The organism is Leifsonia virtsii, assembly GCF_030433675.1.
Classification (GTDB): Bacteria; Actinomycetota; Actinomycetes; order Actinomycetales; family Microbacteriaceae; genus Leifsonia; species Leifsonia virtsii.
The window spans coordinates 316811-340850 of record NZ_JAROCB010000005.1; the positions used below are offsets into that span (position 1 = coordinate 316811).

The 24040-nt window shown below is 72.2% G+C and carries 21 protein-coding genes; 16 read left to right on the forward strand and 5 right to left on the reverse strand.

What is annotated here, in order from left to right; genetic code table 11:
* Window positions 1-90 precede the first annotated feature (90 nt).
* Complete coding sequence (locus P5G59_RS18455; protein ID WP_301220483.1) at window positions 91-300, forward strand: hypothetical protein; 210 nt, start codon at window positions 91-93, stop codon at window positions 298-300.
* Window positions 301-660: 360 nt separating this feature from the next.
* On the opposite strand, the gene P5G59_RS18460 is transcribed toward P5G59_RS18455, so the two are convergent.
* Complete coding sequence (locus P5G59_RS18460; protein ID WP_301220484.1) at window positions 661-957, reverse strand: DUF2277 domain-containing protein; 297 nt, start codon at window positions 955-957, stop codon at window positions 661-663.
* Window positions 958-1103: 146 nt separating this feature from the next.
* Between P5G59_RS18460 and P5G59_RS18465 the strand changes: the two genes are divergently transcribed.
* Entirely contained in the window at window positions 1104-2114 is a 1011-nt protein-coding gene (locus tag P5G59_RS18465) for an aldo/keto reductase family protein (protein ID WP_301220485.1), read from the forward strand.
* 118 nt (window positions 2115-2232) lie between these two features.
* Here the strand turns inward: P5G59_RS18465 and P5G59_RS18470 are convergent, their stop codons facing one another.
* The 3 genes from P5G59_RS18470 to P5G59_RS18480 all read right to left on the reverse strand — a co-directional run bounded on the left by P5G59_RS18470 (window position 2233) and on the right by P5G59_RS18480 (window position 6279).
* Window positions 2233-2745, reverse strand: coding sequence for a GNAT family N-acetyltransferase (locus P5G59_RS18470; protein ID WP_301220486.1), 513 nt, complete (start codon window positions 2743-2745; stop codon window positions 2233-2235).
* 63 nt (window positions 2746-2808) lie between these two features.
* A complete protein-coding gene (locus P5G59_RS18475) occupies window positions 2809-5457 on the reverse strand; it encodes a lamin tail domain-containing protein (RefSeq protein WP_301220488.1) in 2649 nt (882 codons plus the stop codon).
* Window positions 5458-5529: 72 nt separating this feature from the next.
* Window positions 5530-6279 (reverse strand): CDP-alcohol phosphatidyltransferase family protein, encoded by a 750-nt coding sequence (locus tag P5G59_RS18480; RefSeq protein ID WP_301220489.1) that lies wholly within the window; start codon window positions 6277-6279, stop codon window positions 5530-5532.
* A gap of 83 nt (window positions 6280-6362) precedes the next feature.
* Between P5G59_RS18480 and P5G59_RS18485 the strand changes: the two genes are divergently transcribed.
* The 9 genes from P5G59_RS18485 (at window position 6363) to P5G59_RS18525 (ending at window position 16880) form a co-directional block, all read left to right on the forward strand.
* Window positions 6363-7340: a zinc-dependent alcohol dehydrogenase gene (locus P5G59_RS18485; protein WP_301220490.1), complete on the forward strand. Its 978-nt coding sequence runs from the start codon at window positions 6363-6365 to the stop codon at window positions 7338-7340.
* Window positions 7340-7735 carry a 6-pyruvoyl trahydropterin synthase family protein gene (locus P5G59_RS18490; protein ID WP_301220491.1) on the forward strand — a complete coding sequence of 132 codons (396 nt, stop codon included), beginning with the start codon at window positions 7340-7342 and terminating at the stop codon, window positions 7733-7735. The genes P5G59_RS18485 and P5G59_RS18490 overlap by 1 nt, the downstream gene beginning before the upstream one ends.
* The gene (locus tag P5G59_RS18495) at window positions 7732-8796 is read left to right on the forward strand and encodes a glycosyltransferase family 4 protein (protein ID WP_301220492.1); all 1065 of its coding nucleotides are present in this window, start codon (window positions 7732-7734) and stop codon (window positions 8794-8796) included. Before P5G59_RS18490 ends, P5G59_RS18495 begins: the two co-directional genes overlap by 4 nt.
* Window positions 8793-9611 (forward strand): SAM-dependent methyltransferase, encoded by an 819-nt coding sequence (locus tag P5G59_RS18500; protein WP_301220493.1) that lies wholly within the window; start codon window positions 8793-8795, stop codon window positions 9609-9611. Before P5G59_RS18495 ends, P5G59_RS18500 begins: the two co-directional genes overlap by 4 nt.
* An 11-nt stretch (window positions 9612-9622) precedes the next feature.
* Window positions 9623-10675 (forward strand): lysylphosphatidylglycerol synthase transmembrane domain-containing protein, encoded by a 1053-nt coding sequence (locus P5G59_RS18505; protein ID WP_301220494.1) that lies wholly within the window; start codon window positions 9623-9625, stop codon window positions 10673-10675.
* Complete coding sequence (locus P5G59_RS18510; RefSeq protein WP_301220495.1) at window positions 10557-11303, forward strand: RibD family protein; 747 nt, start codon at window positions 10557-10559, stop codon at window positions 11301-11303. Before P5G59_RS18505 ends, P5G59_RS18510 begins: the two co-directional genes overlap by 119 nt.
* Window positions 11300-12925: an alkaline phosphatase family protein gene (locus tag P5G59_RS18515; protein WP_301220496.1), complete on the forward strand. Its 1626-nt coding sequence runs from the start codon at window positions 11300-11302 to the stop codon at window positions 12923-12925. The genes P5G59_RS18510 and P5G59_RS18515 overlap by 4 nt, the downstream gene beginning before the upstream one ends.
* Before the next feature lie 74 nt (window positions 12926-12999).
* Window positions 13000-13404 (forward strand): hypothetical protein, encoded by a 405-nt coding sequence (locus tag P5G59_RS18520; RefSeq protein ID WP_301220497.1) that lies wholly within the window; start codon window positions 13000-13002, stop codon window positions 13402-13404.
* A gap of 89 nt (window positions 13405-13493) precedes the next feature.
* The gene (locus P5G59_RS18525; RefSeq protein WP_301220498.1) at window positions 13494-16880 is read left to right on the forward strand and encodes a DUF5107 domain-containing protein; all 3387 of its coding nucleotides are present in this window, start codon (window positions 13494-13496) and stop codon (window positions 16878-16880) included.
* Here P5G59_RS18525 and P5G59_RS18530 read toward each other — a convergent pair whose 3' ends face one another.
* Entirely contained in the window at window positions 16881-17747 is an 867-nt protein-coding gene (locus P5G59_RS18530) for an AraC family transcriptional regulator (RefSeq protein ID WP_301220499.1), read from the reverse strand. It lies immediately after the preceding gene.
* 156 nt (window positions 17748-17903) lie between these two features.
* Here P5G59_RS18530 and P5G59_RS18535 point away from each other — a divergent pair, with 156 nt between their 5' ends.
* Genes P5G59_RS18535 through P5G59_RS18555 form a run of 5 tightly spaced genes read left to right on the forward strand, consistent with a single transcriptional unit; the run spans window position 17904 to window position 24022 of the window.
* A complete protein-coding gene (locus P5G59_RS18535) occupies window positions 17904-19193 on the forward strand; it encodes an ABC transporter substrate-binding protein (protein WP_301220500.1) in 1290 nt (429 codons plus the stop codon).
* Complete coding sequence (locus tag P5G59_RS18540) at window positions 19190-20095, forward strand: carbohydrate ABC transporter permease (RefSeq protein ID WP_301220501.1); 906 nt, start codon at window positions 19190-19192, stop codon at window positions 20093-20095. Before P5G59_RS18535 ends, P5G59_RS18540 begins: the two co-directional genes overlap by 4 nt.
* The gene (locus tag P5G59_RS18545; protein ID WP_301220502.1) at window positions 20092-20985 is read left to right on the forward strand and encodes a carbohydrate ABC transporter permease; all 894 of its coding nucleotides are present in this window, start codon (window positions 20092-20094) and stop codon (window positions 20983-20985) included. The genes P5G59_RS18540 and P5G59_RS18545 overlap by 4 nt, the downstream gene beginning before the upstream one ends.
* Window positions 20986-23124: an alpha-galactosidase gene (locus P5G59_RS18550; RefSeq protein WP_301220503.1), complete on the forward strand. Its 2139-nt coding sequence runs from the start codon at window positions 20986-20988 to the stop codon at window positions 23122-23124.
* Window positions 23108-24022 carry an aldose epimerase family protein gene (locus tag P5G59_RS18555; RefSeq protein ID WP_301220504.1) on the forward strand — a complete coding sequence of 305 codons (915 nt, stop codon included), beginning with the start codon at window positions 23108-23110 and terminating at the stop codon, window positions 24020-24022. Before P5G59_RS18550 ends, P5G59_RS18555 begins: the two co-directional genes overlap by 17 nt.
* The last annotated feature ends 18 nt before the right edge of the window (window positions 24023-24040 follow it).

The window sequence follows — 24040 nt, forward strand, 5'->3', positions numbered from 1 at the left end:
TAATGCTTTTATTGAAATAACGTACGATTGCTTTCCGATTGCCGTGTCTCTAGCCTTGTGGTGCACGACCTGGATTGGAACGGACCAAGCATGAGAGCACGCACCCTCACCCGCCGCGTGCCGGACCACACGGAGAACGTGAGCGGCAGCAAGCGCTGCTACGTCGTCAAGATGGGTTTCTACAATCAGAGTTGGACCTTGATCGACGCTTACAACGTGCGAGTGATCGCTGCGACGAACAGCGACCGGGTCATCACGGCCCTGCCACTCAAGGACGGGAAGTCGTTCTGCAACTCTTGAAGCGATGGGGCGGATTGTCAATGGATGGCGAAAAGCGTGAGGTTCGCCTCTTTCCGGACTGGGGGCACCCATGGCCCCTGTGGGAATCGGACGCCGGACCCGACATGAGTCCACAGGATTACGGTCTCTCGCCCGGCCTCACAAAGCGACTCCGCCGCTGGTACGACACGTGGTACCGAGAGACGGAACCAGGGGAGCCGTGGCGTGACCGGGCTCTTCATCGTCGGTGGCGGGAAGAGGGTGATCGATTGGCGGAGGATCTCCAGACGGAACTGGGCGACGACTTCTCAGTCACGTGGCGCACGGACCCGACGCGCTGAGTCGGCGTTTCGCCGCTGATCGCTCAGTCGGGCGTCGCGGTCACACTGACGCGGTTCGGATCCTGACCTCTCGCTCCATGCGCTTCTCGTGGCGTTCGCGGCCCTTGACCGCCTCCAGCTCCCGGTTCTTGGGCGGGGCGCTGGTCACGAGCTGGTCGAGCATCCGGCGGGTGGCCTCCGCGATCTCGTCGATGGCCTGCTCGAAGGCGGCCGCGTTCGCGCGGGACGGGCGCGTCGATCCACTCACCTTGCGGACGAACTGGAGGGCGGCCTCCCGGACCTCGTCGTCGCTCGTCGGCGGGTCGAAGTTGTGGAGGCAGCGGATGTTCCTGCACATGCCGCGACCCTAGCCCGGTGGCGCCCGCGGCGCGACTGCGGGATTGATCGGCGGGGGCGCTGAGTGCGAGAGGCATTTGCTGTTGGAGTGATGAGCCGAAGGGCGTCTACCATCGCCAGCAGACCTCGTCACGAAAGGGAACGACAGTGCAGTTCAGATACCTGGGGAACTCCGGCTTCAAGATCTCCGAGATCACCTACGGGAACTGGTTGACCCACGGCTCCCAGGTGGAGAACGACACCGCGACCGCGTGTGTGCGCGCCGCGCTCGAGAACGGGATCACCACCTTCGACACCGCCGACGTCTACGCCAACACGGTGGCGGAGTCGGTGCTCGGCGAGGCGCTGAAGGGCGAGCGCCGGCAGTCGCTCGAAATCTTCACCAAGGTCTTCGGGCCGACCGGGCCGAAGGGGCACAACGACGTCGGGCTGTCGCGCAAGCACATCCTGGAGTCGATCGACGGCTCGCTGCAGCGGCTGCAGACCGACTACGTCGACCTCTACCAGGCGCACCGGTTCGACGTGGAGACGCCGCTCGAGGAGACCATGCAGGCGTTCGCGGACGTCGTGCGCCAGGGCAAGGCCCTCTACATCGGCGTCAGCGAGTGGACGGCCGACCAGCTGCGCGCCGGGCACGCGCTCGCCAAGCAACTGGGCTTCCAGCTGATCTCGAACCAGCCGGAGTACTCGGCGCTGTGGCGCGTGATCGAGGCCGAGGTCGTGCCGACCTCGAAGGAGCTCGGCATCTCGCAGGTCGTCTGGTCGCCCGTCGCGCAGGGCGTGCTGAGCGGCAAGTACAAGCCGGGGGCGCCGCTGCCCGAGGGCAGCCGTGCCACCGACGAGAAGGGCGGGGCCGGCGCGGTCAAGCGCTGGCTGACCGACGACGTGCTCACGCGCGTCCAGGAGCTCACCCCGATCGCGCAGGAGCTCGGCCTCACCCCCGCGCAGCTCGCGGTGGCCTGGGTGCTGCAGAACGACAACGTCGCCACCGCGATCATCGGCGCGTCCCGGCCGGAGCAGGTCGTCGAGAACGTGAAGGCGTCCGGCGTCACGATCCCCGCCGAGCTCCTCAGCCGGATCGACGAGGTGCTCGGCGGCGCCGTCGAGCGCGACCCCTCGCACACGGCGACGCGGTCCCCGAAGACGCGCGAGGCCTGACCCGCGCCGTCGGCGCTGCGAGAACGGAGGAGTTCCCGGTCCTGTCGGGCCTGGAACTCCTCCGTTCGCTGTCAGGCGGCGGCGCGTCGCGCTCCGCCGCCTCCCTTTTCGTCGGCGCTCAGGCCGCGAGGTCGCGCACGAAGGTCAGCAGCGTGAAGCTGCGACCATCCGGCAGCTCGACCACGCCCTCCCGCTCCGACCGGCGGCTGAAGCCCAGCTTGCGGTACAGCGCGTGGGCTCCCACCATGTCCGGGCCGCTGTTCAGGACGACCGCCCGCGCGCCGCGCTCCGCGGCCAGCTCGACGGCGAACTCGGTCAACGCGATCCCGACCCCGCGCCCGCGAGCGTCCGGGTGGGTGGCCAGCAGCCGGAAGTACAGCTCGTCCGGCCCGATCTCCCCGTGCATGTCGTGGCCGGGACGCAAGATCGCGATCGTCCCGACGAGCTCGCCGCTCGCGTCGTCCTCCGCGACGAAGAACGCGAACGAGTCGGTCAGAGCCTCGGGATGCCGCAACTCGTCCTGGTAGTTCGCCGGGAGGTCGTCGTAGTCGTGTGTGTAGGCCGCGTGCGTGAGCGCGCCGATCGCCGCGAACTCGGAGTCGGCGGCGGGCCTGATGTGGAAGCCGGTCATCGGTTAAACCGTAACCCGGTTGCGACGGGGGTCGGGACGCCCGCCCCCCGTCGCAACCGGTCGTCAGTCGCGCTGCCCGGCCGCCTTCCGCCGCCGCACGGCCACCAGCCCGGCTCCGCCGACCAGCAGCGCGAGGGCCAGCAGCAGCGGGGCCGTGCTCACGTCCGCTCCCGTCGACGCGAGCGCCGCGGCGGGGTCGCCCGCCGAGGCACCGGATGCCGCGACCGTGAAGGCGGCGCTGGCCACGACCGTGCCGCCGACGGACGCCGTGACCGTGTGCTGGCCGGGCGCGACCGCCGGGACGGCGAAAGTGAAGGTCAGCGTCCCGTCCGGAGCCGCCGTCGCCGTGCCGAGTGCGACCGGGGTGGAGTGGAACTCGAACGACACCCGCGTGCCCGTGGCGAAGTGGTCGCCGCGGACCGTGATGCGGTCGCCGGCGATTCCGGAGCCGAGCGACAGCGCGAGCGCGGCCGCCGGGGTCGGCGGCGTCGAGACGCCCTGACCGCCGAGGGCCAGGTCGCAGGCGATCCGGCCGCTGTAGAGGGCGTGGCCCTCGGTGGCGCTTCCGGGGCCGGCTCCGTAGACGCCGTCGTCCGACCACAGCGCCTCGCGCGTGCCGTCGCTGCAGGTGGAGGCGGGTGCGAGTGCGAAGCCCTCGAGGTTGTCCACAGGGAGGCCGGCGGGCTTGGCGTAGACCACCTGCGAGACGATCGCGCCCGTCCCGTCCACCTTCAGCACCGCCGAGGTGACGCCGCAGGTGTTGTCGCATAGGGCCCAGATGCGCTGCGTCGCCGCGTCGAACTGCACGTCCATGACGTGACCCATGCCGGTGTCCACCACGGCCACGCGGTGGAACGAGTGGTCGCTGTTCAACGCGTAGGCGTACAGCTTGCCGTCGTTCTCCAGGGCCGCGAAGAACAGGCCGCTGCCGTGCTGCGGATAGTCCGCCGGGCGGTACGTTCTGCCGGTGGACTGGTCGACGAAGCCGTTCGCGGTCAGGTAGCTGTCGGGCACGAAGGTGACTCCCTCGAAGCCGAGGTTCGCCTCCGTCTTGTTGCCCGCGTGCAGCTCCGGGAACTCGGTGGTGAGGTCCCACTGGTCGGTCGCGACCAGCTGCGTCGCCGACGAGGACGGGTCGATGCGCAGGATGGAGTTGAGCGGGATGGTGTTGGCCGCGTTGTTGCGCTCGGTGGTGACGTAGAGCGCGCCGTCCGGGCCGACGGTCAGACCCTCGGAGTCGGGCTGGTTCGTCGCCGTGTCCGTGCTGCCCGGGAAGAAGATCTGCTTGCCCGCGCCCCAGCCGTTCGCCGTGTCGGCGACCCACAGGCCGCCCTGCTTCACCATCCGGAACACCCAGCTCTTGTTCTTGACGCTGTAGAGCACGTTCGGGTCGGCGGGGTCGAAGACCAGGCCGCTGACGTCGCGGCCCTCGGGGCCCGTGGTGGTCTCCCACGCGCATTGCTGGTCCGCGACCGCGACCGAGCCGCTGCCCGGCCACGCGATCGGCGTGAGCGCGGACGCGGGGAGCGTGCCGGTGCCGGACGGCGCCTCGGGCTGGCAGGTGAGCGTCGGGCCGCCGCCGTTCCCGCCGCCGCCCGGGTTGGTGAGCACGTTCTGGCAGGCGGTCGCGTTGGAGGCGCCGAAGCTCTTGGCGGCGACCGAGGCGAACGCGCCAGTGCCGTCCGGGCAGCGGGCGTAGGCGCCGGCGCCGAAGCCGTTCGTCTCGTCCGCCCCGGCCTCGCCCGCGGTGTAGTCCACCGAGTCCACCAGCGTGCCCGCCGTGCCGCCAGCGCCGTCCGGGAGGTAGAGCCGCACGCCGTCGCCGCCGCTGCCGAGGCCCTTGGTGGAGCCGAAGTAGACGTAGCCGTGCGCCGGGACGACTGAGGTCGCGGTGCCGTCGGCCAGCTTCGCGGCGAACGGCGCGGGCGTCGCAGTGCTGCTGTCGACCTGCAGCCAGCCGCTGATGTCGACGTCGGTCGAGCCGCTGTTGAACAGCTCGATCGCGTCGGTCACCGGGGTGGCGGTGTTGTCCGAGGACACCTCGTTGATGTGGACGTTCGTCCAGTCGGGAGCGGCCGGCGCGAACCGGCTCGTGCCCGGCGATCCGATGTCGCCGCTCGCCGAAGTCCACGAGGCCTCCGCGTCGCCCACGGTGGAGAGCTGCCACTGCGACGCGTCGTTCAAGCCGAGCGCTGCGTCGGTCGCCGGCACGCCGGAGCGGCCCTGCGTGCGCGGGCCCTTCACGGTTCCCGTGCCCTGGTCGTTGTAGGTGAGCCTGTCGACCAGGTTCGCGACCGCGTCGGGACCGTCGAACAGGTTGATCTCGTCGGCGCGCCCGAGCGTGGCCGTGTTGCCGCCGAGAACCTTCACCCCGGCGCCGAGCGACCACTCGGTGCGGAACGCGGCAGCCGTCGACTCGGTGACGATCGCGGACTCGCCGGGCGCCAGCGTCCCGAGCGAGTCGAGGGCGACCGTGCCGGGCGTCCTGCTGTCGTCGTCGAACGACCAGCCCGTCAGGCTGATCGGGGTCCTTCCGAGGTTGGTGAACTCGATGAACTCGCCGCCGGTGGTGCCGGGGCTGTACATCCACTCGGTGATGCGGACGTCGGGTGCTGCCGCGGCCTGGGCGGCCGTCGGGAGGGCGAACGCCAGGGTCCCGGCGGTCGCAGTGGCGGCGAGGGCCGCCACGGCTCGGGTTCTGAGAAGTCTCATAGAGACGGAAGCTAACGAAACCGGCCGTCCAGCCGGCGACGGCCGGGTGAACGGGCGGGAAACGCCCGCGGGTCAGTGCGACCGCTGAGCGACCACGGCCTGCCGCACCACCGCGGCGTCGTGCCTGCGGCGGAACAGCCACAGCACGTCGCGGCCGAACGACTCCAGCAGCAGTGCGAGCGCCAGCGCGACGAGCAGCGCCGCGGGGCTGGGAGCCGCACCGGAGGATGCCAGGGCGAGCGCGATGCCGGCCACAGCGGTCACGACCTTGCGCCAGTAGCGGGCGGGGAGGGTGCGGTCGAGCCAGGGCAGCATCCACCCGGCGGCGACGAACGCGTACCGCAGCAGTCCGATCGCGAGCACCCACGGGCCGAAGAGCCCGGAGACGTGGATGCTGAGCACCAGCAGCAGGAAAGCGTCCACCTCCATGTCGAAGCGGGCGCCGAGGGCACTGACCGAGCGGGTGCGGCGGGCGACCCAGCCGTCGACCGCGTCGAGAGCGAGCGCGGGCACGACGACGGCGACCAGGAAGCCGGGGGAGAGCGGCCCCGCGAACGAGCCCGCGACGAGCCCTGTGATCAGCCCGACCAGCGAGGAGCGCACGGCGGTGACCGCGTTCGCGGCGCCGAACCGCGTGGCGCCGGAACGCACCAGGCCGCGGAGCAGCAGCGCGAAGGAGACGAGGAGGTAGGCCACGAGTGCCGCCCATCCCACGACCGACGGGACGACGGCCCTGCTCGCCCCCGCGAGCGTCTGCCCGGCGAGGGCGAGCGCGGCTCCGCCCGCCGACCAGCCGATCGCCTCGAAGTGAACTCTTTCCACGCCTGCCTCGTGTTCCCGGGTACGACCCCTTCGCTGTGTAATACGAGAAGGGGGCGCCGCAGGTTCACGCGGAGGGAGACGACGTGCGGGAGGTCACAGCGTTCTGGACGGAGCGGCCGGGCGCCGGCGCGCTCCGCACCGAGGCGCTGCGCGCACCCGCCGCGGGAGAGGTCCTGGTCCGGACGCTGCACACGGGCATCAGCCGCGGCACGGAGACGACGGTGTTCGGCGGCCGGGTTCCGCCCAGCGAGTACGAGCGGATGCGGGCGCCGTTCCAGGAGGGCGACTTCCCCGGCCCGGTGAAGTACGGCTACCTCAACGTCGGCCGCGTGCAGGAGGGGCTGGAGGCGCTGCTCGGCCGGGTCGTCTTCACCCTGTACCCGCACCAGTCGGCGTTCGTCGTCCCGGCAGACGCCGTCATCCCGGTGCCGGACGACGTGCCGGCCCGGCGCGCCGTGCTGGCGGGCGCCGTCGAGACCGCCGTCAACATCCTGTGGGACGCGGCACCGCTTCTCGGCGATCGGGTCACGGTGATCGGCGCGGGGATGATCGGGTGCTGCGTCGCCGGGCTGGCCCGCGGCCTGCCCGGCGCGCGCGTGACGCTGGTGGACATCGAGCCGGGCCGCCGCGCCGTCGCCGGCCGCCTGGGGGTGGGCTTCGCCGACCCGGACGAGGCGCCACGCGACCAGGACGTCGTCGTGAACACGAGCGGGTCGGAGGACGGCCTGCGACTGGCCCTCCGGATCGCCGTCGACGAGGGCGAGATCGTCGAGGCGAGCTGGTACGGCGACCGGCCGGTGACGCTCCCGCTCGGCGGCGACTTCCACTCCCGGCGGCTGAGCATCCGGTCGAGCCAGGTGGGTGCGGTGTCGCCGCGGAGGCGCGACCGGCGGAGCACGTCCGACCGGCTGGCGCTGGCTCTGGACCTGCTGCGGGACCCGGCCTTCGATGCGCTGCTCACGGGCTCCTCGTCGTGGCGGGAGCTGCCGGAGACGATGGGCGCGCTCGCCGCCGGGCAGCGGGATGCGCTCTGCCACACGCTCGACTGGAGGGATGCCTGATGCCGTACACGGTGACCGTCCGCGACCACATGATGGTCGCGCACAGCTTCACGGGGGAGGCGTTCGGGCCCGCGCAGCGGCTGCACGGCGCCACGTTCGTCGTCGACGCGACCTTCGGCGCGGACGAGCTGGACGCCGACGGCGTCGTGGTCGACATCGGCCGGGCGGCCGCGGCGCTCGCCGAGATCACCGGGGCCCTGACCTACCGCAACCTGGACGAGCTGCCGGAGTTCGCAGGCCGGAACACGACGACGGAGGTGCTCTGCCGGACCATCGCCGACCGGCTCGCCGATCGGGTGGCGGCGGGCGACCTCGGTGGCGGGGCCGTCGACTCGATCGCGGTCACCCTGCACGAGTCGCACATCGCGTGGGCGAGCTACACGAGGTCGCTGTGAGCGGACGTCCCGTCGTCGTCTTCGCGGTCCCGGACGGGATCGACGACCCCGCACGCGTGAGCGGCGGCAACGTCTACGACCGGCGCCTGGCGGAGAGCCTGCGGCCGGACGGCTGGGAGGTCCGGCTGCTTCCTGTGACGGATGCCCCCGCGGCGCTCGAGACCGCGCTCGCCGGGGTGTCCGACGGCGCCCTGGTGCTCGTCGACGGGCTGCTCGTCCAGCGTGAGCCCGCGGCCCTCCCCGCCCAGAGCGGCCGACTGCGTTTCGTCGTGCTCGCGCACATGCCTCCGCCGGAGGACGGCCCGGGCGTCCGCGAGGCGTTCCGGTCCGCGCGGCGGATCGTCGCCACCAGTGCGTGGACGCGGTCGGAGCTGATCGCGCAGGATGCCGCGGAGCCCGCGCGCATCGTCGTCGCGCACCCCGGCACGGACGCGGCGCCGGCGTCCCGGCCGTCGGCGGCCGGCGGCAGGCTGCTGTGCGTCGGCGTGGTCGCCCCGCACAAGGGGCAGGACGTGCTGGTGGCGGCCCTCGCCGCCGCTCGGGACGTACCGGGGTGGACGTGCACGATCGCCGGTTCGACCGCGACGGAACCGGGGTTCGTCGCGGAACTGCATGCCGCGGTCGCTGCGGAGGGGCTCGGCGACCGCATCCGGTTCGCGGGCGTGCTCACCGGATCCGGCCTCGGCGACGCCTACGCGGGGGCCGACCTCCTGGTCGGGCCGTCGCGCAGCGAGAGCTACGGCATGGCGGTGGCGGAGGCGCTGGCGCGCGGTATCCCGGTCGTCGCGTCCGCGGTCGGCGGCATCCCGGAGGCGATCGCCGGCGGTCGCGGCGCGGTCACCGTGCCGCCGGGCGACGCCTGGGCGCTGGAGCGTGTGCTCCGGCGCTGGTGGGCGAGCGCGGAGTGGCGCGCCGAGCTGGCCACGGCCGCGCGGGACGCGCGGGCCTCCCGTCCTGGCTGGGCGGACACGGCCGCGACGGTCGGGCGCGCCCTGCGGGAGGTCGCGGCCGAGGCCCCGGCCGCGCATCCGGGACCGGTGGGAACGGCGGCGCGATCGTGAGCGGCGTCATCGAGGTCAGCAGCGACTGGCTGGCCCTCCGGGAGGCGGAGGACGCCGCCGCGCGCTCGGCCGCGCTCGCGGGCGCCGCGGCCGCGCTGCTGCCGGCAGGGCCCGTCACCGTGCACGACCTCGGCAGCGGCACCGGGTCGATGGCGCGGTGGCTGGCGCCGTGGCTGCCCGGACCGCAGACCTGGGTGCTGCACGACTGGAACGCCGACCTCACCGCGCAGGCCGCCGCCCGCGGCATCCCCTGCGACCGCGAGGGCAGGCCCGCGACGCTGCGCCCGAGCGTCGAGCCGCTGCACGAGCTGACCGCCGCCGACCTCCACGGTGCCTCGCTGGTCACGGCGTCCGCCCTGCTCGACGTTCTCACCGCCGAGGAGGCGCACGCCATCGTCGACGCCTGCGTGGCGGCTCGGGCTCCCGCGCTGCTCGCGCTCAGCGTGACGGGGGAGGTCGCGCTGCGGCCCCGGCATCCACTCGACCGCCGCGTGGCGGAGGCGTTCAACGCGCACCAGCGCCGGGAGGTCGACGGCCGCCGGCTGCTCGGTCCGTACGCGGGCCGCATCGTGGAGGGGCTGTTCCGGCTGGCCGGCTGGAACGTCCGCCGGGCGATCACGACCTGGCGGCTCTCCGGCCGCGACCCGCAGCTGCTCAGCGAGTGGTTCGAGGGCCGGCTGGCGGCGGCGGAGGAGCAGGAGCCGCCCCTCCGGAGCGACGCCGCGGCCTACCGCGGACTGCGCCGGTCGCAGCAGCGCCGGGGCGAGCTCTCCGCGGTGGTCTACCACCTCGACCTGCTGGCGTGGCCGCGATGACCGTTCGGGAGGTGACCTCGAAAGCCGGGCGGATCGTCCGCTCCCGGCGGTTCCTGCTCGTCGCACGGTTCGTCGTCGCCGGCGCCGCACTCGCGGCCGTCGTGTGGCGCGTCGGCGCGGGCCCGTTCCTCCACGGCCTGCTCAGCCTGCGGCCGGGGGTCGTCGTCGCCGCAGTCGCCCTCGCCTTCGTGGCCACCGCCGCCGCCGCGTGGCGGTGGCGCCTCGTCGCGCGCGGTCTCGGCATCGAGGTCGCCTGGCCGCGCGCCGTCGGGATGTACTACCGCTCGCAGTTCCTCAACACCGTGCTGCCCGGCGGCGTGCTCGGCGACGTGCACCGCGCGGTCGACCACGGCCGCAGCACCGACCGCCCCGGCCGGGCTGCGCAGGCCGTGGCTGGGGAGCGGGTCGCGGGCCAGCTGGTGCAGCTCGTCATCGCGGTGGCCGTGCTGCTCGCCGGCGGCGCGGCGTTCGGCGGGGTGCTGTTCCCGGCGATCGGCGGCGTGCTCGCCGTCGTGACCGTCGTCCTCACGGCCGCGGCCCTCCTGAGCCCCCGGATGCGACGCCTGCTGCGGGCAGGCGTCCACCGGCTGCGCACCGACCGCCGCGCCGCGATCGCCCTCGCGCAGATCGCCGCCGCCTCGGTGGTCGTCGTCGCGTGCCACGTCGCGACCGTCGTCGTCGCGTCGGCCGCGGTCGGCGTCCGCCTGCAGCCGGACCGGATGCTGACGCTCGCGGTCGTCGTGCTGTGCGCCGCGTCCATCCCGGTGAACATCGGCGGCTGGGGCCCGCGCGAGGGCGTCGCCGCCTGGGCGTTCGCCGTCGGCGGCTCCACCGCCTCCCTCGGCGTCTCCGCCGCCACCCTCGTCGGCGTGCTCGCCGTCGTCTCCGTCGTCCCGGGCGTGCTCGCGGCGGCACTCGTCCCTCTGATCGTGAGGAGGACCTCCCGTGTCCGAGCGTCCCTACGTGACCGTCAACTGCGCCATCTCCCTCGACGGGTACCTCGACTCGGCCGACCCGCCGCGGCTGGCGCTGTCGAACGCGGAGGACTTCGACCGGGTGGATGAGCTGCGCGCCCGCAGCGACGTCATCCTGGTCGGTGCGCGCACCGTCCGCCGCGACAACCCGCGGCTGCTGGTCCGCAGCGCCGAGCGGCGCGGCCGGCGCGAGGCGTCGGGCGCCGAGCGCTCGCCGTGGAAGGCGACGGTGACGGCGACGGGCGACCTCGATCCGCGGGCGGCGTTCTTCACCGAGGGCGACTCGCGCAAGCTGGTCTACTGCCCGCGCCAGGAGGCCAGGCGCATCGGCCGCCGCCTGGGCGAGGTCGCCGAGGTGGTCGGGCTCGGCACGGAGGTCGTCATGGCCGACCTGCTCGACGACCTCGGCGGTCGCGGCGTGCGGCGGCTGATGGTCGAGGGCGGCGGGGTGACCCTGACGCAGTTCCTCGCCGAGGGGCTCGTGGACGAGCTGGCCGTCGCCGTCGCGCCCTTCTTCGTGGGGGACAGGCGTGCCCCGCGCTTCGTCGGCGACGCGGCGTTCCCCTGGTCGGCCGAGCGCCGTGCGGAGCTCGTGGAGGTGCGCCCGATCGGGGACGTCGTCCTGCTCCGGTACGCCCTCTCCGACCGGTTCGAGCTCGTACCCGATACCGCGGCGGCCGACGCCCGCCGCGGCCGGAGCACGCGGGAGGGCGCGTGACGGCCCGGACGCGCCGGGTCGTCGCCCGGGTGCTCGACGTGCTCGCCGCCGTCGTGGTGGTGCTCGCGTGCCTCGCGCCCGGCCTCATCGCGTCCGACTCCGTGCTCGCGCTCGTGCGCATCCCGCTGGAGGCTGTGCTGGCGCTGGTGCTGCTCCTCCTGCTGCCGTGGCGCCCGGCCCGCCGCATCGTGGCCGTCCTGCTGGCGCTCGCGCTCGTCGTCGCCGCGCTGCTCGCGGCCCTCGACCGCGTGTTCGCATCGACGGTCGGCCGTCCGTTCGACCCGGTCGGCGGGTGGAAGGAACTGGCCGACGGCTACGGCGTGGTCAGCGACTCCACCGGGCCGGTCGGGGCCGCGGCCCTCGTCGTCCTGGTCGGGATCGCGGCGCTCGCCGCCGTCGCGCTGCTGGCGGCCGCACTGCTGCGCGTGACGCGGCTGCTCGTCCCGCGACGGCGACCTGCGCTCATCGGGGCCGCCGGCGTCACCGCGGGCTGGCTCGTGGTCGCCCTCGTCGGAGCCCAGCTGGTGCCGGGCGAGCCGGTCGCCGCAGCGGACACGGTGTCCACCGGGATCGCGAAGACGCGCGAGGCGGTCGAGACCGTCGGCGCGCAGGCCGCGCTGGCGCGGCAGTCGGGCTCCGACCCGTATGCGCAGGTCCCCGCATCCGACCTGCTCACGGGGTTACGCGGGAAGGACGTGATCGTCGCCTTCGTGGAGAGCTACGGCCAGGTCGCCGTCCAGGGGACGAGCTTCTCGCCCGGGGTGGACGCGGTGCTGCGGGACGGCACGGCACAGCTGACCGCCGAGGGCTACTCCCAGCGCAGCGCCTTCCTCACCTCGTCGACCTTCGGCGGCATCAGCTGGCTCGCCCACTCGACCCTGCAGACCGGTCTCTGGATCGACTCGCAGCAGAAGTACGACCAGGTCACCGCGGGCGACCGCTTCACCCTGAGCGCGGCGTTCCGCAAGGCGGGCTGGCGCACCGTGAGCGACGTGCCCTCCGACACGAAACCGTGGCCGGTCGGCCGCTCGTTCTACCACTACGACGAGTTGCTGAACGCGACCGACGTCGGCTACGAGGGCCCGAAGTTCAGCTACGCCCGCATCCCGGACCAGTACACGCTCGCCCACTTCCAGCGGCAAGAGCTGGCGAGACCGCACGCGCCGGTGATGGCGGAGATCGACCTCGTCTCCTCGCACACCCCGTGGACGCCGCTCCCGCAGGTGGTGCCGTGGGACTCGATCGGCGACGGCTCCGTCTACGACCCGCAGCCCGCGCAGGGCCTTCCGCCGAGCGTGGTGTGGCGCGACCCGAAGCACGTGCAGCAGCTGTACGGCGAGTCGGTGCAGTACTCCCTCCGCTCGCTGTTCTCCTTCCTCGGCGCCGTCGACGACCCGAACCTCGTGCTGGTCGTACTCGGCGACCACCAGCCGGCCACCGTGGTGAGCGGCGCGGGCGCGAACCACGACGTCCCGATCAGCATCGTCGCGAAGGACCCGGCCGTGATCGACCGCATCTCCTCCTGGAAGTGGGAGAGTGGGATGCTGCCGTCGCCGTCCGCGCCGGTGTGGCGGATGGACGCGTTCCGCGACCGCTTCCTCTCCGCCTTCGGGCCGGGGTGAACCATCCCGCGCCCCATCTCGTGTTCTCGACAGGGCCGGCACAGCGCCGGCGCGAACGGAAGGCAGGTGTCCTCATGTCCGAACGGAGCCGCGGCCCGCTGCTGGCCTTGCGCATCCTGAGTGCGATCCTCCTGGCCGTCGCCGGCGGCATCCACCTCTACCTGCTCACCGTCGGGGTCGGCGGCCTGCTCGGTGTGCTCTTCGTCCTCAACGGGATCGCCGGCCTCGTGCTCGCGATCGGCATGCTGGTGACGCGTGGCGCCCTGCTGCGGATCACGACCGTGCTCGGCCTGCTCTTCGAACTCGCGAGCCTGGCCGCCCTCCTGCTCTCCCTCACGGTCGGCCTGTTCGGCATCCGCGAGGTGTGGAGCTTCACCCTCGTACCCGAGACGGTCATCGTCGAGTCCATCGGGGTCGTGGTGCTCGCGATCACGACGGCCGCCGTGCTGCGCCGGCCGCGGGGGCTGCAGACGGCCTAGGGGGCGCCGCCGGCGACCAGAGGATTGTCCAGGTGATGCGTGGGAACGCATCTTCTCCCGGGATCGGCCCGCCGCATAGGGTCCTCCGTATGTCCCACGATCTGCCCCGCTTTCCGCTCCCGCCGGTCCCCGAGGACCAGCGCGACTCCGCTGTCGCGGCGTGGAGCGAGCCCGTCGACGTCCGCACCTACGAGCCGGGGGAGCCGGGGCGTCTTCCCGCGTTCCTGGAGTCCCGGGTCTACCAGGGGTCGTCGGGCCGGGTGTATCCCCTGCCGTTCATCGAATCCGTCAGCCATGACGCGACCGTCCGCACCTGGCAGGCGCTGCACCTGGAGAACGAGTACCTCCGGCTGGTGATCCTGCCGGAACTGGGCGGACGGGTGCACATCGCGGTCGACAAGACCACCGGGCTCGACTTCTTCTACCGCAACGACGTGATCAAACCGGCCCTGGTAGGCCTCGCCGGGCCGTGGATCTCCGGCGGGATCGAGTTCAACTGGCCGCAGCACCACCGGCCGGCCACGTTCCTCCCGATGGACTGGACGATCGAACGGGAGGACGACGGCGCGGTCACTGTGTGGTGCTCCGACCATGACCCGTTCGCGCGCATGAAGGGGATGCACGGCATCCGCCTCCGTCCGGGCTCGGCCGTGCTCGAGGCGCGGGTGCGGCTGTACAACCGCACCGCCGTCACCCAGACGTTCCTCTGGTGGGCGAACGTCGCCGTGCGGGTGCACGAGGACTACCAGTCGTTCTTCCCGGCGGACGTGCACGTGGTCGCGGACCACGCGAAGCGCGCGGCGACCGCCTTCCCCGCCGCCGACCGGCCCTACTACGGCATCGACTACCCGGCTCGGGCCGATCGGAGCAGCCCGGCCTTCGTCGCGGACGACGCGGACCGCCTCGACTGGTACCGCAACATCCCGGTCCCCACTTCGTACATGTGTGTGGCGAGCGAAGACGACTTCTTCGGCGGCTACGACCACTCCACCGGGCTCGGCTTCGCCCACGTCGCCGACCACCGGATCGCGCCGGGGAAGAAGCAGTGGACCTGGGGCAACGCGCCGTTCGGGCGCGCCTGGGATGCCAACCTCGGCGACGACGGCAGCGCCTACGTGGAGCTGATGGCAGGCGTCTACACCGACAACCAGCCCGACTTCTCGTACCTGGCGCCGGGGGAGACCAAGACGTTCAGCCAGTTCTGGTTCCCCTTCCACGGCATCGGTCCGCTGACGCAGGCTTCCACCGACGTGGCGCTCAGCATCACGACCGAAGACGAGGGCACCGGGAGGACGGCGCGCGTCGGCGTCGCCGTCACGCGGGTGCACGAGCGGCTCGACCTGGCGCTGCTCGACGAGGACGGTACCACGCTCTGGCAGCAGCGCGTCGCCGTCGCACCCGGGCGTCCCGTCACCGCCGACGTTCCCGTCCCGGCGACGGGAGAACTGGATCTGGTGGCGTCCGTGCACGGCGGCGAGCTGCTGCGCGCCTCCACTCGGTTCCGCGATGCGGCGCCGGACGGCTTTGAGACCGCGACGGAGCCGCCGGCGCCGATGGAGATCGCCTCGATCGACGAGCTCTACCTCACGGGAGTGCACCTCGCCCAGTACCGCCACGCGACGCGGTCGCCCGAGCCGTACTGGGAGGAGGCTCTGCGGCGCGACCCCGCCGACTCCCGCAGCAACGTCGCCATCGCCTCGCTCCGCCTCGCGGCGGGACGCCTCGCCGACGCGGAGGAGCACCTGCGGACGGCGCTTCGGCGGCAGACCCACCGCAACCCGAATCCGGCCGACGGCGAGGCGTCGTACCTGCTCGGTGTCGTCCTCACGGAGCTCGGCCGGGACGAGGACGCGGACGACGCCTTCGGCAAGGCCGCTTGGAACTATGCCTGGCGGGCGCCGTCGGGGCTCGCACGTGCGCGCATCGCGGCGCGCTCCGGCCGCTGGGACGACGCTCTCCGCCTGGCGGAGGAGGCGTCGCGCCTCGACGCGGACAGCCTCCAGCTGGCGGCGGTGCGGGTCGTGGCGCTGCGTGCGCTCGGCCGCGGCGGCCAGGCGGATGCGGTGCTGGCGAACGCACGCGCGCTCGATCCCCTCGACGCCTGGCTCAACGACCTCGCCGGCCTGCCGCCGGCCACCGACGCCCAGACCCTTCGCGACGTCGCCGCCGAATACCGTTCCCTCGGCCGCACCGGCGACGCGCTGCGCGTTCTGGACGATGCGGCGACCGCGGCCGTGCGGCGGCCGGTGCCCGGCGCAGGCGACCCGCTCGCGCTCATCCACTACGCCCGCGCGGAGCTGCTGGAGCAGTCGGGGCGGGTGGACGAGGCCGCCGGAGCGCTGCGGGACGCCCGCGAGGTCTCGGCCGCGCGCTGCTTCGCCGGCAGCGGTGCGGACGCCGCCATGCTCGAACGCCGCGCTGCCGCGACCGGGGACCCCCGCGCGCACGCGCTCCTCGGGCACTGGCTCTACTTCCAGCGCCGCTACCGCGACGCCGTCCATCACCTGGAGGCCGCGGTCGCCGGGCAGCCGGACGACGCGGTCGCTCTCCGGGGACTGGGACTGGCGGCGTACAACGTCGAGGGCGACCCTCGGAAGGCCGTCGCGCTGTACCGGCGTGCCGTCGCGGCGGCGCCGGACGACGCGAAGCTGCGCTACGAGGCCGACCAGTTGGCCCGGCGGGCGGGTGAGACTCCGGAGCGGCGGCTGGAGGCCCTCGCCGACGCAGGCGTTCTGATCGCGGCCCGCGACGACCTGGCGCTCGCATATGCGGAGCTCCTCGTGCTGGTCGGCCGCCACGACGAGGCGATCCGGCTGATGGCTTCCCGGCGGTTCAGTCCCTGGGAGGGTGGAGAGGGTGAGGCGATCCGGATCTGGACGCTGGCCCAGCGGGCGGCGGCCGGGCACGCGCTCGCCCGCGGCGACGCGAGGGCTGCGGTGGAGGCGCTGGAGGCCGCCGTCTACGTGCCGGAGACACTCGGCGAGGCGCCGCATCCGCTCGCCAACCGTTCCGACCTGCTGCTCGCCCTCGGCGATGCCCGCCGCGCGGCGGGCGACGAGTCCGGCGCAGCGGCGGCGTGGCGGGCCGCGGCCACGAGCGCCGGCGACTTCACGACCATGTCCGCCGTGCCGCACTCGCCGATGACGTACTACTCCATCGTCGCGGCCCGGCGGCTCGACGATGCGGAGCGATCGGAACGCCTCACGGCCGAGCTGGCCGTCTATGTCGAGCAGAAGCGCACCGAGCGCGGAAGCATCGACTACTTCGCGACCTCCCTCCCGACCATGCTGATCTTCCGGGAGGACGTCGACCGGACGCACAGCGACCTGGTCGACGTCATGGAGGCCCAGCTGGCTCTCCTGCGCGGCGACCGTACGTCGGCGCAGCGCGTGCTGGGGGCCTTGGAGGCGCGAGACCCGGCCGATGCCCTGGTGAGGGACCTTCTCGCCGAAGCGGAGCCCGCGGCCGTCGCCTGATCAGCCCTTGTGCTGCTCCCGGTATTCGCGTGCCGTCATCCCGTGCACCTTCTTGAACTGGCGTGCGAAGTAGAAGGAGTCCGGGTAGCCCACCTCCGCCGCGATCGCGGCGACCGTGGCGGAGGTGGTGTCGAGCAGCTCCCGGGCGCGCCCCATCCGCAGCATCGTCTGGTATTGCAGCACGGGGTAGCCGACGTGGCGTTTGAACAGCGCGGAGAAGTGCGACGTGCTCAGGGAGGCCATCGCGGCGAGCTCCGGGACGGTCACGCGGTCGGCGATGTGCGCCCGCAGGTACTCCATGGCGTGCTCGATCACGTCGCCGGCGTCGTCGGCGCGCGAGCGCTCCGAGGCGAGCAGAGTGAGTGCGTGCCAGGCTGCGCCGGCGGCGGCGTTGAGGCTCGTGGTCGTGCTGTCGCGCTCCATCCACGAGAGCACCTCGGACATCAGCGAGACGATCGGGTACAGGTCGCGAGGGCGCCGGACGGGGTTCTCGGCGGTCATCCCCGCGCCGGCCAGGAACGCCTCCGCCTCCGGGCTCGCCGCGTGGAACCACCACAGCGTCCATGGGTCCTCGGTGTCGGCCCCGTAGGCGTGCGCCTGGCGGGGCGGGAGCACGACGACCTGACCGCGGTGCACGGGGAATCGTCCAGCTTCGGTCTCGCACCAACCGGAGCCGTCGACGCACGCCATCACAATGGCCTGCCCGATCGGGGTGGCCCGCCGTCGCCCGTGCGAGTCGGCCCGGGGGAAGTATCCGCAGTCGGTCACCGCCAGGCGGGCCGTTCCGGGCTGGTTCAGGAACTCCCTCACGCGCGGCCGCGGGAGGACGAGCATGCGCTGGCCGGGGAAGCCGTCGGGGATGAGCACTCGACGATCATGAGCCATGGTCGTCGGAATGTCCAGATACACCGCAGCTTTCTGCTACGGCGCCCCACCACGGCGACATACCGTGGATCAGGTTCGGCCATAGGATCTTGCCTCGGCCGAGCGTCCTGGCGATCACCTCACGAAATGGAGTCGAAGATGACCCGAAAGACCACCCGCTGGCTGGCGGCGTTCGGCAGCACTGTCGCCGCGACCGCGCTCCTCGCGGGTTGCGTCGCGACCTCGGGAGAGGCGCAGCAGACCAAGTCCGGGCCAGACGCTTCCGGCCCCCTGATCCTCCAGTCGCGCTTCACCGACGCCGAGAAGGGCGGCCTGGAGCAGCTGGTCAAGAACTTCAACGCGAAGGGCGAAGGCCAGGTGAAGGTGAACACGATCCCGACCAACACCTTCAACCAGCAGCTGCCCTCGTACCTGACGGCCAAGAACCCGCCGGACGTGTACACCTGGTACGCCGGCCAGGCCACGCGCGACTTCGCCGACCAGGGCCAGCTGCTCGACCTCTCGAGCGTCTGGAAGGACCACGGCGGCGACTTCCCCGACGCGCTCAAGACCCTCAGCCAGGACTCGTCCGGCAAGGAGGTGTTCGTCCCGACCGGCTACTACTGGTGGGGCGTCTACTACTTCAAGAGCGACTTCGAGAAGCTCGGCATCACCCCGCCGAAGACCTGGGACGAGTTCCTCGCCGCCTCCGAGAAGATCAAGAGCCAAGGCGTGACGCCGTTCACCGCCGGCCTGTCCGACAACGCCTGGCTCGCCTCCGCCTGGTTCGACTACCTCGACCTGCGGATCAACGGCGCCGACTTCCACCTGAAGCTGCTCTCCGGCAAGGAGAAGTACGACAGCCCCGAGGTGAGGAAGGTGTTCGCGGCCTTCAAGCAGGTGCTGCCGTACTTCGACCCCGCAGTGCTCGGCACGACGCAGAATCAGGCGATGAGCGACTTCTCGCAGGGCAAGGTCGCCATGTACCTGCTCGGCGCGTGGGCGCAGCCCTCCGTCCCCGCAGACAAGCAGAGCGACCTCGCGTTCTTCCCGTTCCCGACCATCGACCCGAAGATCCCGGCGGCCGAGGAGGGCCCGACCGACGGGTTCATCGCGAGTGCGAAGACCGATAAGCCGAACCTGACGAAGAAGTTCCTCGAGTACGTGGCGAGCCCCGAGGCGCAGAGCGAACTCGCCAAGAGCCAGCAAGGCACCTACCTCCCGGCGAGCACGAAGGCGACGGCGCAGCTGGACGCCCTGTCCACGCAGGGCAAGGAGCTGCTGGAGTCTGCGAAGCAGATCACGCAGTTCTACAACCGGGATGCCGGCGACGCCCAGCAGACCCCGGCCGACACCGCGCTGACCAGCTTCTTCGCGCATCCGGAGAACCTCGACCAGATCCTGAAGGACTGGGACGCGGCCGCCAAGAAGATCCGGGCGACTTCGTGACGACCCTCACCTCTGTTCGCGGTCGGCGGCGGATCTCGATTCCGCCGCCGATCGTGTTCGCCCTCGTCCTCATCCCGTTCCTCATCGAGGCGGTCGGTGTGTTCTGGCCGGCCTTCCAGGGGATCAGCCTCTCGTTCCTGCACTGGAACGGTGTCGGGCCGGCGAGCTCGGTCGGCGTGCAGAACTACATCGACCTGTTCTCCGACCCCATCTTCCTGACGGCCCTGAAGAACACGGCGATCTGGATCGTCCTCTTCGGCGGCATCTCGTTCGTCGCGGGCCTCGGCGTCGCGCTGCTGTTCCAGTCGGAGCGCCGCGGCGTCGGGATCTACCGCACGGCCCTCTTCCTCCCGATCGTCTTCTCGCTGGTCGTGACCGCGCTCATCTGGGGCGCCTTCTTCCAGCCGAACGGCGTGCTGAACAACCTGCTGGACGCCGTGGGGCTGCACAGTTGGACCCGCGTCTGGCTCGGCGACTCCAGCACCGCGCTGTACGCCGTGATCGTCGCGGCGCTCTGGCGAGAGATCGGCTACGTGATGGTGCTGTTCATCGCCGGTCTCAAGGCGCTCGACCCCGCGGTCCAGGAGGCCGCCCGGGTCGACGGCGCGTCCGCGTGGCAGCGGTTCCGGCTCGTCACCTTGCCGCAGCTGCGCAGCGTCAACCTGGTCGTGCTGTCGGTGCTCATCATCGACTCGCTGCGCTCGTTCGACATCGTCTGGGCGATGACCCGCGGCGGTCCGTACCACTCGACCGAGCTGCTCAGCACCTACATGTTCTCGACCGCGTTCGGCTCGCACGCGCTCGGGTACGCGTCCGCCATCGCCGTCGTCATCTTCGTCCTTGCCATCGCGGTCATCGTCTCGTATCTCGTCCGCGCACTCTCCGAGGAGAAGGAATCGTGACGACCACCGCCTCCCGCACGCGCACCGCCGCGCTTCCCGCTCGCCCCGCCGTCCGCCGGCGCAGCAGCCGCAGGACGGCCGCGACCGTCGGCTTCCACACCAGCGGCATCCTGATCTCGCTGGCCTGGTTCGCACCCATCCTCGTGGTGCTGATCACGTCGTTCCGCACCTTCGACGACATCTCGGCGAACGGGATCGCGAGCCTGCCGCACACCTTCACGCTCTCCACCTACGTGCAGGCGTGGAACCAGGGCGGCCTCTTCCAGGCGCTCGTGAACAGCATGATCGTGACCATCCCGACCGTGGTGCTCACCCTGCTGCTGTCGGCGGCGGCCGCGTTCGGCCTGAGCCGGTTCCGGATCCCGTTCCGGCGCACCATCCTGCTGCTCATGCTCGCCGGAAACCTGCTCCCGGTGCAGATGCTGCTCATCCCGGTCGCCCGGATCACGCAGCAGCTCAACGTCTACGACACCCTCGGCGCGCTCATCGCGGTGCAGGTCGCGTTCGGCATCGGCTTCTACACGTTCGTGCTGTACGGCTTCATGCGCACCATCCCGAACGAGCTGCAGGAGGCGGCGACGCTGGACGGCGCGAGCACCGTCCGCATCTTCCTGCAGGTCATCCTTCCGCTGACCCGTCCGGCGCTCGCCGCACTCGGAGCGCTCTCGTTCACCTGGGTGTTCAACGACCTGCTGTGGTCGATCACGCTGCTTCAGACCTCGGAGAAGCTGCCGATCACGGCCGCCGTGCTGTCCTTGCAGGGCCAGTACGTCTCCAGTTGGTCCGTCATCGCCGCGGCGACCGTCGTCGCGGCCGTTCCCTCGACCATCGTCTTCCTGCTGTTCCAGCGGAGCTTCATCGGGGGCCTCGCCCTCGGATCGGTGAAATAGATGCGCATCGACTCGGACACCGTCCACCTGAGGGCCGGCGGCACCAGCGTCGTCGTCCAGCTCGACGATCACCGCCTCCCTCGCATCCTGCACTGGGGCGAGGACCTGGGCGATCTGGGGGAGGAGGCGCTTCAGCTCATCGCACTGACCGCTCAGCCCGCGGTCGGCGACAGCGCCGTGACGTACCCGCAGCCCGTGCCCATGCTCGGCCAGCTGCACGAGGGATGGCTCGGGCGCCCCGGTCTCGTCGGCGACTCGGCCGGACGCCGCTGGGCGCCGGTGTTCCTCACGACGGGCTCCGAGCTGACCGGAACGGCGGAGGCTGTGACCCTCACGGTCGAGGCCCGCGACGACGCCTACGCGCTGTCGTTGGTGCTCGAGCTGGAGGTGCTCCACGCGAGCGGCCTCGTCCGCCAGCGTGCACGGCTGCGCAACGGGAGTGAGGAGGTGTTCCGGGTCGACGGCCTGGAGCTGGCCCTGCCGGTCCCGGCGGAGGCGGACGAGCTTCTGGATCTGACCGGTCGCTGGTCGCTGGAGCGGGTCCCGCAGCGGCGCGCCTTCGACGTGGGCGAGTGGGTGCGGGCGTCCCGCGGAGGAAAGCCTGGGCTCGAGCACACCCTGCTGCTCGCCGCGGGCCGGCCCGGCTTCGGCTTCCGTTCGGGCAGGGTGTGGGCGACGCACCTGGCGTGGAGTGGGAACCAGACCCTGGCCGCCGAACGCACGCCGGCGAACATCCGTCGCCTCTCCGCGGTGGAGGGGCTGGCCGCCGGTGAGGTGGAGCTCGCCGAGGGCGACGAGTACGTCACGCCGTGGCAGTACGGTTCGTGGGGCGACGGGCTCGACGAGCTGGCCGCGCGCTTCCACCGGCACCTGCGCTCCTCGGACGCGCATCCCGCGGGGCCGCGCCCGGTGCTGGTCAACACGTGGGAGGCCGTGTACTTCGATCAGGACCTTGACACCCTCCTGCGGTTCGCCGAGGAGGCCGCGGCCATCGGCGCGGAGCGCTTCGTCGTCGACGACGGCTGGTTCGTGGGCCGCCGCGACGACACCAGCTCGCTCGGCGACTGGGTCGTCGACCCGGAGCGATGGCCCACCGGCCTCGGACCGCTCGCGGACCGCGTGCGCGAACTGGGCATGGACTTCGGGCTCTGGTTCGAGCCCGAGATGGTGAACCTGGACTCCCGGCTGGCCCGGGAGCACCCCGAGTGGATCTTCGACGCGGGCCACGGCACGGGGCTGCCCTCGCGGCACCAGCATGTGCTCGACCTCGGTCACCCCGAAGCGTACGCATACGTGCTCGATCGGATGAGCGACCTCATCGGGGAGCTCGGCATCGCCTACGTGAAGTGGGACCACAATCGGTACCTGCTGGATGCCGGCCACACCCGGTCCGGTCGCCCTGGCCTTCGCGCGCAGACGCTCGCCGCCTACCGCCTGATGGACGAACTCCACCGCCGGCACCCGGGACTCGAGATCGAGTCGTGCGCCAGTGGCGGCGGGCGCATCGACCTCGGCGTGCTGGAGCGCACACAGCGGGTGTGGCCGAGCGACTGCAACGACCCGCACGAGCGGCTGGAGATCCTGCGGTGGACCGGACTGCTGGTCCCGCCGGAACTGCAGGGCACGCACCTGGGAGCCGCGGAGTCGCACACGACCCACAGGACCCATCCGCTGTCGTACCGCGCCGAGAAGGCGGTCTGGGGCCACTTCGGCGTCGAGCTCGATCTGCTGACCGTGGACGACGAGACGAAGCGCGACGTCTCCGGATGGATCGCGTTCCACAAGGAGCACCGGGCGCTGCTGCATGGCGGGACGAGCGTCCACGCCGATCTCACCGAGACGGCCGCCCGCCTGGAGGGCGTCGTCGCACCCGCCCGCGATGAGGCGCTCTTCGCGTTCTCCATCACCGAGCGGCCGCGCACCTGGCCCGTCGGCCGGGTGGGCCTGCCGGGCCTCGACGATGCCCGTGACTACGCTGTGCGCGCCGTCTTCCCCGTCGGAGGGACGCCGGGTGGCGCCCAGCCGCCGTGGCTCTCCGACGGGGTGACGCTGCCCGGCCGCGTCCTGCGACTCGTGGGGCTGGAGATGCCGTCGCTGGACCCCGACCGCTCCGTGCTCCTGCATGTCCGGGCGGTCTGATCCGATCCTTCTGTCGCGGACCGTCGGGGGCGTCGCCGTCGAGGCGCTGGTGTCGCCGGTCGGCGCCGGCCTGCAGCGGCTCGCCGTGGACGGTGTCGAGCTGGTCTGCGGCGCGCCGGACGGCCCGGTCGCGGCGTCCGGGGCCGTGCTCGTCCCGTGGCCGAACCGGGTGCGCGGAGGGCGGTGGACGCTCGACGGCGAACCGCAGCAGCTCGTGCGGACGGAGCCCGGTGCGGGCAACGCGCTGCACGGTCTCGTCGCGCACTCGGCGTTCTCGCCGGCCGCCCGGGGGCGGGGCGCCGTGGAACTCGCGACGGAGGTGCGGCATCCCGCCGGCTATCCGTTCGATCTCGATGTCGTCGTCTCGTACCGCCTGAGGACGTCGGGTGTCGGCTCCACCATCTCGGTCGTGAACAGGGGCCCGCGGGCCGCGCCGGTCGCCGTCGGCGTCCACCCGTACCTGCGGATCGGCGACGCGACGCGCGACGACCTCACGCTCACGATCGATGCCGAGCGCACCCTGCTGCTGGGCGGCGACAACCTCCCGCTGGCGGAGCGGTCCGTGGCGGAGACGCCATTCGACCTTCGTGCGCCGACGCCCCTCGCCGCGGCCCCCGCCCACGCGGCGTTCACCGGACTCCGGGTCTCCGGCGGTCGGGTGCGCATGACGCTGGCCGACCCGTCCGTCTCCCGCGCCGCGGAGGTCTGGGCGGACGCGCGTTTCCGCTGGGCGCAGGTCTACGTCACGGACGAGCTGCCCGGCCTCGCCGACGGCCGGGTGGCCGTTGCGCTCGAGCCCATGACCGCACCACCGGACGCGCTCAACTCCGGCACAGACCTGGTCTGGCTCGAGCCGTCGTCGCGCTGGGATCTGAGCTGGGGCGTCGCCCTGCGCTGAACGCGCGACCGGGGCGTG

Bases quoted from the DNA above. Each gene is read 5' to 3' on its own strand.
- P5G59_RS18455 (WP_301220483.1), top strand. From the start codon at position 91: ATGAGAGCACGCACCCTCACCCGCCGCGTGCCGGACCACACGGAGAAC.
- P5G59_RS18460 (WP_301220484.1), bottom strand. From the start codon at position 957: ATGTGCAGGAACATCCGCTGCCTCCACAACTTCGACCCGCCGACGAGC.
- P5G59_RS18470 (WP_301220486.1), bottom strand. From the start codon at position 2,745: ATGACCGGCTTCCACATCAGGCCCGCCGCCGACTCCGAGTTCGCGGCG.
- P5G59_RS18475 (WP_301220488.1), bottom strand. From the start codon at position 5,457: ATGAGACTTCTCAGAACCCGAGCCGTGGCGGCCCTCGCCGCCACTGCG.
- P5G59_RS18490 (WP_301220491.1), top strand. From the start codon at position 7,340: ATGCCGTACACGGTGACCGTCCGCGACCACATGATGGTCGCGCACAGC.
- P5G59_RS18520 (WP_301220497.1), top strand. From the start codon at position 13,000: ATGTCCGAACGGAGCCGCGGCCCGCTGCTGGCCTTGCGCATCCTGAGT.
- P5G59_RS18525 (WP_301220498.1), top strand. From the start codon at position 13,494: ATGTCCCACGATCTGCCCCGCTTTCCGCTCCCGCCGGTCCCCGAGGAC.
- P5G59_RS18535 (WP_301220500.1), top strand. From the start codon at position 17,904: ATGACCCGAAAGACCACCCGCTGGCTGGCGGCGTTCGGCAGCACTGTC.
- P5G59_RS18550 (WP_301220503.1), top strand. From the start codon at position 20,986: ATGCGCATCGACTCGGACACCGTCCACCTGAGGGCCGGCGGCACCAGC.
- P5G59_RS18555 (WP_301220504.1), top strand. From the start codon at position 23,108: ATGTCCGGGCGGTCTGATCCGATCCTTCTGTCGCGGACCGTCGGGGGC.